Origin of the sequence: Stenotrophomonas capsici (assembly GCF_034961085.1) — a bacterium.
Classification (GTDB): Bacteria; Pseudomonadota; Gammaproteobacteria; order Xanthomonadales; family Xanthomonadaceae; genus Stenotrophomonas; species Stenotrophomonas capsici.
In genome coordinates, this window is sequence record NZ_JAYFUH010000106.1 from 1 (window position 1) to 6128 (window position 6128).

6 protein-coding genes are annotated in these 6128 nt (G+C 67.4%); 5 read left to right on the forward strand and 1 reads right to left on the reverse strand.

Annotated features, from left to right (window positions below; all coding sequences use genetic code 11):
* Nucleotides 1-16: 16 nt before the first annotated feature.
* The 4 genes from VA603_RS09110 (at nucleotide 17) to VA603_RS09125 (ending at nucleotide 4370) form a co-directional block, all read left to right on the forward strand.
* Nucleotides 17-1102, forward strand: coding sequence for a LacI family DNA-binding transcriptional regulator (locus tag VA603_RS09110; protein ID WP_323438603.1), 1086 nt, complete (start codon nucleotides 17-19; stop codon nucleotides 1100-1102).
* A gap of 218 nt (nucleotides 1103-1320) precedes the next feature.
* The gene (gene kduD / locus VA603_RS09115; RefSeq protein ID WP_132862285.1) at nucleotides 1321-2076 is read left to right on the forward strand and encodes a 2-dehydro-3-deoxy-D-gluconate 5-dehydrogenase KduD; all 756 of its coding nucleotides are present in this window, start codon (nucleotides 1321-1323) and stop codon (nucleotides 2074-2076) included.
* A gap of 313 nt (nucleotides 2077-2389) precedes the next feature.
* A complete protein-coding gene (locus tag VA603_RS09120) occupies nucleotides 2390-3028 on the forward strand; it encodes an RpiB/LacA/LacB family sugar-phosphate isomerase (RefSeq protein ID WP_132862286.1) in 639 nt (212 codons plus the stop codon).
* A gap of 175 nt (nucleotides 3029-3203) precedes the next feature.
* On the forward strand, nucleotides 3204-4370 hold the full coding sequence (locus VA603_RS09125; RefSeq protein ID WP_425603682.1) for a GDSL-type esterase/lipase family protein: 1167 nt from the start codon (nucleotides 3204-3206) through the stop codon (nucleotides 4368-4370).
* Nucleotides 4371-4382: 12 nt separating this feature from the next.
* Here VA603_RS09125 and VA603_RS09130 read toward each other — a convergent pair whose 3' ends face one another.
* On the reverse strand, nucleotides 4383-5303 hold the full coding sequence (locus VA603_RS09130; RefSeq protein ID WP_313254820.1) for a LysR family transcriptional regulator: 921 nt from the start codon (nucleotides 5301-5303) through the stop codon (nucleotides 4383-4385).
* A 137-nt stretch (nucleotides 5304-5440) separates the two neighbouring features.
* Here VA603_RS09130 and VA603_RS09135 point away from each other — a divergent pair.
* A partial coding sequence (locus tag VA603_RS09135; protein ID WP_323438602.1) for a pirin family protein occupies nucleotides 5441-6128 on the forward strand: 688 nt, incomplete at its 3' end.

Here is a 6128-nt window from a genome sequence, read left to right on the forward strand (position 1 = left end):
AGCGCGGCCCGATAGAATGACTGCATTGAACGGTTTCAAGGACCTCGCCTTGCGCAAGAAGACCGACGTCGACGCCCCGGCCCACAACCTGGGCCGACCCGCCACGATCAACGACATCGCACGCCTGTCCGGTGTCTCCAAGAAGACGGTGTCGCGGATCATCAACAACTCGCCGCTGGTGCGCAAAGACACCCGCGAGAAGGTCGAGGCATTGATGCGTGAGGTGGGCTACGCGCCCGACCCGTTGGCCCGTGGCCTGGCGTTCCGGCGTTCGTTCCTGATCGGCATGGTCTACGACAACCCCACCGCGCAGTACGTGGTGGACATGCAGAACGGCGCGCTGGACGCGCTGCGTGGCTCCAGCTTCGAGCTGGTGGTGCACCCCTGCGACACGCGCAGCCCCGGCTACATCGAGGGGGTGAAGCGCTTCGTGCAGCAGCAGAAGCTGCACGGGGTGATCCTGGTGCCGCGTGCCTCCGAAGACCAGGCGCTGGCCGACATGCTCGACGAGATCGGCTGCCGCTTCACCCGCATCGCCGCGTTGCCGCTGGATGACACCTCGCAGATGGTGATCACCCACGACCGCGACGGCGCCGCCGAGGCCGCCGACTACCTGCTGTCGCTGGGCCACCGTGACATCGCGCTGATCACCGGGCCGACCGCCTACCGCTCCGCGCACGAGCGCACCGCCGGCTTCATCGAGGCGTTGCAGAACCGCGGCATCGAGCTGCCGCCGGCGCGCATCATCGAGGCCGGCTACACCTTCGAGTCCGGCGTGGCCGCGGCCGAGAAGCTGCTGCTGGGCAAGCAGCGACCGACCGCCATCTTCACCGGCAACGACGAAATGGCCGCCGGTGTGTACAAGGTGGCCATGCGTGCGGGCATCAACATCCCGCGCGAGCTGTCGGTGGTGGGGTATGACGACAGCCCGCTGGCCTCGCGACTGTGGCCGTCGCTGACCTCGGTGCGGCGCAATACCCGCGATACCGGGCGCACCGCCGCGGCGATGCTGATCCAGCCCGAGGGCAAGAGTGCCCTGCCGCTGGCCAGCGTGCGCCCGCACCTGGTCGTGCGCGATTCCTGCCAGCCACCGCAGGACTGACCCCCGCAAGTAATTGTTCCAAAAGGAAAACGCTCATTCTTGCGGCGCAAAATGACACCGGTTTCCATAACCGCTAGAATCGTCCCGAACCCGCCCTGGAGCCGTGCTCCCGGGCCGGCCGGACCCCGCCGCGGCAGGCGCCAAACGCAGCCACCGCAACCCCTCCGGCCACGCTGCCGGCAGCAACCCACGAACCACCGCTCAGGGAGAGGAACACCATGACGAATCCATTCAGTCTCGAAGGCAAGGTCGCACTGGTAACCGGTGCCAATACCGGCCTGGGCCAGGGCATCGCGCTGGCGCTGGCCGCCGCCGGTGCCGACATCGCCGGTGCCGGCATCGTCCCGGCCGAGGAGACCGCCGGGAAGGTGCGTGCGCTGGGCCGCCGCTTCCTCAACATCGAGGCCAACCTGATCAGCATCGAACCGGTCGAGCGCGTGGTCGCCGAGACCGTGGCCGGGCTGGGTGGCCTGGACATCCTGGTCAACAACGCCGGGCTGATCCGCCGCGCCGATGCGGTGGAGTTCAGCGAGAAGGACTGGGACGACGTGATGAACGTGAACATCAAGTCGGCGTTCTTCATGAGCCAGGCCGCGGGCAAGCACTTCATCGCCCAGGGCAGCGGCAAGATCATCAACATCGCCTCGATGCTGTCCTTCCAGGGCGGCATCCGGGTGCCGTCCTACACCGCCTCCAAGAGCGGCATCGCCGGCATCACCCGCCTGCTGGCCAACGAATGGGCCGGCAAGGGCGTGACCATCAATGCGATCGCGCCGGGCTACATGGCCACCGACAACACCGCGCAGCTGCGTGCCGATGAAGACCGCAACAAGGCCATCCTGGACCGCATCCCGGCTGGCCGTTGGGGCAAGCCGGAAGACCTGGGTGGCACCGCGGTGTTCCTGGCGTCCAGTGCGTCGGATTACGTCAACGGCGCGATCATCCCGGTCGATGGTGGCTGGTTGGCGCGCTGAGGGTTGAAGGTGATGAGGTGACGGCTGGAAGGTCAGAGCCAAGGCGTCAAACGCTGAAAAGCTGGAAGCGCCCTCACCCCTACCCCTCTCCCGCATGCGGGAGAGGGGAGAGCAATAGCCGAAGCAGAAGCCGAAGCAACTGCCAAAGCCAAAGCCAAAGCCAAAGCGACAGCCCAGGCAGCAATGGCGAGCTGCACGGATTTCCCTTCTCCCGCGTGCGGGAGAAGGTGCCCCGAAGGGGCGGATGAGGGAAGCCTCTGCCTTGGCTTCCAACTCATCAACAACAACGTTTCCCATACAAGAGAGTCATGCAATGAAGATCGCGTTGATGCAGGAATTCAGCCAGGCCGCCAAGAACCCGGTGGTGCTGGAACAGCTCAACACCGTGGCCGCCGCACAGGGCCATGACGTGTTCAACGTGGGCATGGACGGTGACAACGACCACCGCCTGACCTACATCCATCTGGGCATCTGCGCCGCGTTGCTGCTCAACGCCAAGGCCGTGGACTTCGTGGTCGCCGGCTGCGGTACCGGGCAGGGCGCGATGATGTCGCTCAATGCCTGGCCGGGCGTGTACTGCGGCTACTGCATCGAGCCGACCGATGCGTTCCTGTTCGCCCAGGTCAACAATGGCAACGCGCTGTCGCTGCCGTTCGCCAAGGGCTACGGCTGGGGCGCGGAGATCAACATCCGCTTCATCTTCGAGAAGGCGTTCGCCGGTGAGCGTGGCCAGGGCTATCCGGCCGAGCGCAAGGAATCGCAGATGGCCAATGCCGGCATCCTGGCGCAGGTGAAGCAGGGCGCGTCGAAGGACTTCGTCGAAGGCCTGAAGGCCATCGACCAGGAGCTGGTGAAGCAGGCCGTGGGCGGCGAGCGCTTCCAGAAGGCGTTCTTCGACAACGCCCAGGACGCGGACATCGTGGCCTACGTGAAGGGCGTGCTGGGCAAGTAAGCGCCTGGTGTCGCGGTAATGCCCTTGCGGGCGGACAAGGGCGCCGGGCGGCGCCCTTGTTGTTACCGGTTGCGGGCGTGGAACCGCAGTGAGGTTGCCGGCTCCGGATCAGGGGCCGGCTTCGCGCCCGAGGGCGCTCCTACATGGCCGCCAGGCGGTCGGAGGCGTCGCTTTGATGAAGCTCATTTCTTCCTGCTTGCTCCTGCTGTGCATGGCGGGCAACGCCGTTGCCGCAGATGCGTCGCATGCGGTCTTCATCGCGGGTGATTCCACCGCGGCCAGCTATGGCCCGGAGCGTGCGCCGCAGGCGGGGTGGGGGCAGATGCTGCAGGGCTGGCTGGATCCGGCGCGATGGCAGGTGCACAACCATGCGGTGGGTGGACGCAGCACGCGCAGCTTCATCGCCGAAGGACGGCTGGACGCGATCGGCCACGCCTTGCGCCCCGGTGATGTGCTGCTGATCCAGTTCGGCCACAACGATGCCAAGTTCGAGGACCCCAGCCGCTACACCGCGCCGGACGGCGACTACGTGATGTTCCTCGAGCGCTACATCGCCGTGGCGAGGGAGAAGGGGGCCACGCCGATCCTGGTCACGCCGGCGGCACGGTTGCTGTACGACTTCGGCGCGCTGCTGGACACGCATGGTCGCTATACCCAGGCCATGCAGCGGGTGGCGCGCGAGCGGCAGGTGGCGCTGATCGATCTCAATGCCCGCTCGATGGCGTGGGTCCGCGCACTGGGCGAGCAGGGGGCCAGGCCCTACTTCATGTTCGTGCCGGCGCAGGGCAAGGCGGACGGCACCCACTTCAGCACCGCCGGCGCGACCGCGGTGGCCTGCCTGGTGATGCGTGGCTGGGTCGAGCTGCAGCCGCAGATGCGGGAGGGGCTGCAACGCGACATCGATTGCGGCGCGATCAGTGCACCGCCAGCGCCCGCCGCCACGACGGCAGCCGTCGCCGCGCCGGTGGCTCCGGCCAAAGCAGCGGTCGATGCGCACGGCTCACGGGTGATCCGCGAGCAGGACATTGCCCGCACCCAGCCCGGGCCGCATGGCGGTGCCGGCCCGACCACCGCGTATTCCTTCTTCGCCGAGGTCGGGGACCTGCCGTTCGTGCTGCGCAAGCGCGTGCTGCACAAGGGCGCAGGCATCGGCCTGCATCCGCAGCACAAGGACGAGATCTACTACATCGTCAGCGGCCGTGGCCTGTACGTGCTTGACGGCCAGCAGTACGAAGTGGGCCCCGGCCACGCGCTGCTTACCCGCAGTGGCAGCACGCATGCCCTGCAGCAGACCGGCGACGAGGACCTGGTGGTGATGCTGGCGTATCCGACGACCCGGTAGCCCTCGCGGGCATCAGGGCGCCTGGAGGGCCCATGGCTCCTTTTCCAGGCGTTGCGCCAGGTAGTCGATCAGTGCCTGCACGCGTGCAGGCCGGCGCAGGCCCGGCGGGGTGACGATGCTCAGCGCCAACGGCTCGACCTTCCAGTCGTCCAGCGCCGTTTCCAGCCGCCCCGCGCGCAGGTCTTCCCAGACCAGGAATTCCGGCTGCAGCGCCAGCCCAAGACCGGCATGCAACGCGGGGGCGAATACTTCGGCGTTGTTGGCCTGCAGTGGGCGCGGCACGGTCTGCGCGAACTCGCCGTGGCGTGCGTGGCGGAAGCGCCAGGTGTTGCCGCCGCGCGTGTAGCTGTACTGGAAACCCCGGTGCCGGGCGAGGTCGCGCGGATGCCGGGGCCGGCCATGCGCGGCGAAGTAGGCCGGTGCGCCTACCAGCAGGATGCGGACCTGGCACAGGCGCCGCGCGCGCAGGCTGGAATCGGCCAGGTTGGTGATGCGCAGGGCCATGTCGAAGCGTTCGGCGACCATGTCGACCATGTCGTCGCTGAGCTGCAGGTCCAGCTCCACGTCCGGATGGGCCTGCATGAACGCCGGCAGCAGAGGGGCCAGCCGGGCCACGCCGAAGGACATCGGTGCGGCGACGCGGATCAAGCCGCGCAGGGCGGTGGAGCGCTCGGCGACCTCCGATTCGATGGCCTCGCCCTCATCGAGGATGCGCACGGCGCGCTCCAGCGCGCCCTGGCCGGCGTCGGTCAGCGAGACCCGGCGCGAGGTGCGGTGCAGCAGGGCCGTGCCCACGCGCGCCTCCAGCCGGGTGATGGCCTTGGAGACAGTGGCCTGCGACAGCGACAGCTCCTCGGCGGCACGGGCGAAGGAGCCGGCTTCGGCCACCTTGGCGAAGATGGCCCAGGCTTCAAGATCGGGCAGGCGGCTCATCGGGCATCCAGGGCAGGGCGTTGCGCGCAGTATCGCAGAAATGGAAAGCATGCATTTCCATTGTTTCTATTCTCTGCATTGCGGGGCAGGCCTAGACTGGCGCCCATCGACAAACCACTGTTTCCCAGGAGAACGCCATGATTGAACGTCGCCCGTTTGCCAGCCTTGGTGGAGCCAATCATGGTTGGCTCGATGCCAAGCATCATTTTTCCTTCGCCGAGTACCACGACCCCAAGCGCGTGAACTGGGGTGCGATGCGGGTCTGGAATGACGACACCATCCAGCCCGGCACCGGCTTCCCGCCGCATCCGCACGCCGAGATGGAAATCATCACCTACGTGCGCGAGGGTGCCATCAGCCACCAGGACGACCAGGGCAACAAGGGCCGCACCGAGGCCGGCGACGTGCAGGTGATGAGTGCCGGCAGCGGCATCCGCCACGCCGAGTACAACCTGGAGCCGGGCATCACCCGCATCTTCCAGATCTGGATCTTCCCGGATGAGCGCGGTGGCAAGCCGTCGTGGGGCACCAAGCCGTTCCCGAAGGGCGAGCGCAGCGGCCGCTTCGTGACGCTGGCCAGCGGCATCGAAGGCGACGACGACGCGTTGCCGATCCGTGCCAATGCGCGGGTGTCCGGTGCCACGCTCAAGGCCGGTGAAAGCACCGAGTACCGCTTCAGCGACGCCAGCCGCCACGGCTACCTGGTGCCCAACACCGGCAAGGTGGAAGTGAACGGCGTGCCGCTCGATGCCCGTGACGGCGCCGCCATCACCGGCGAGGACAGCATCACCATCCGCGCGCTGGAGGATTCGGAGCTGGTGCTGG

Bases quoted from the DNA above. Each gene is read 5' to 3' on its own strand.
- VA603_RS09110 (WP_323438603.1), top strand. From the start codon at position 17: ATGACTGCATTGAACGGTTTCAAGGACCTCGCCTTGCGCAAGAAGACC.
- VA603_RS09130 (WP_313254820.1), bottom strand. From the start codon at position 5,303: ATGAGCCGCCTGCCCGATCTTGAAGCCTGGGCCATCTTCGCCAAGGTG.
- kduD (WP_132862285.1), top strand. From the start codon at position 1,321: ATGACGAATCCATTCAGTCTCGAAGGCAAGGTCGCACTGGTAACCGGT.
- VA603_RS09120 (WP_132862286.1), top strand. From the start codon at position 2,390: ATGAAGATCGCGTTGATGCAGGAATTCAGCCAGGCCGCCAAGAACCCG.
- VA603_RS09125 (WP_425603682.1), top strand. From the start codon at position 3,204: ATGAAGCTCATTTCTTCCTGCTTGCTCCTGCTGTGCATGGCGGGCAAC.